The sequence below is a fragment of the Erwinia sp. ErVv1 genome (assembly GCF_900068895.1).
Taxonomy (GTDB): Bacteria; Pseudomonadota; Gammaproteobacteria; order Enterobacterales; family Enterobacteriaceae; genus Erwinia.
Genome location: NZ_CDPK01000025.1, coordinates 14,941 through 15,244, shown reverse-complemented (window position 1 = coordinate 15,244; position 304 = coordinate 14,941).

The window sequence follows — 304 nt, the reverse complement described above, 5'->3', positions numbered from 1 at the left end:
GGGAGCGGCGGGCAGGACGCCCGCTCGCGACCGGGCCGTCCGGCCTGAAGTCGGAGCCAAAGGCACCACGCGAAGCGTGGCGTGAGGACGTCCGGCAAACGCTGGGATTATCCACCGACACCGCAGGGTTTGGATAGCTGAATGCAGCTCAAAAGCCTGCGAGTTTACAGGGCCTGACCTGAAGCGGATCTGAAGCCCGAGAGGCGGACAATCCCTGCGGTTGACGGGCAATCCGCAGCGCTGCGGCGCAGACGGAGGGCCAGGCGAGGGCAGCAGGGATGCTGCACTCAGGGAGCGGCGGGCA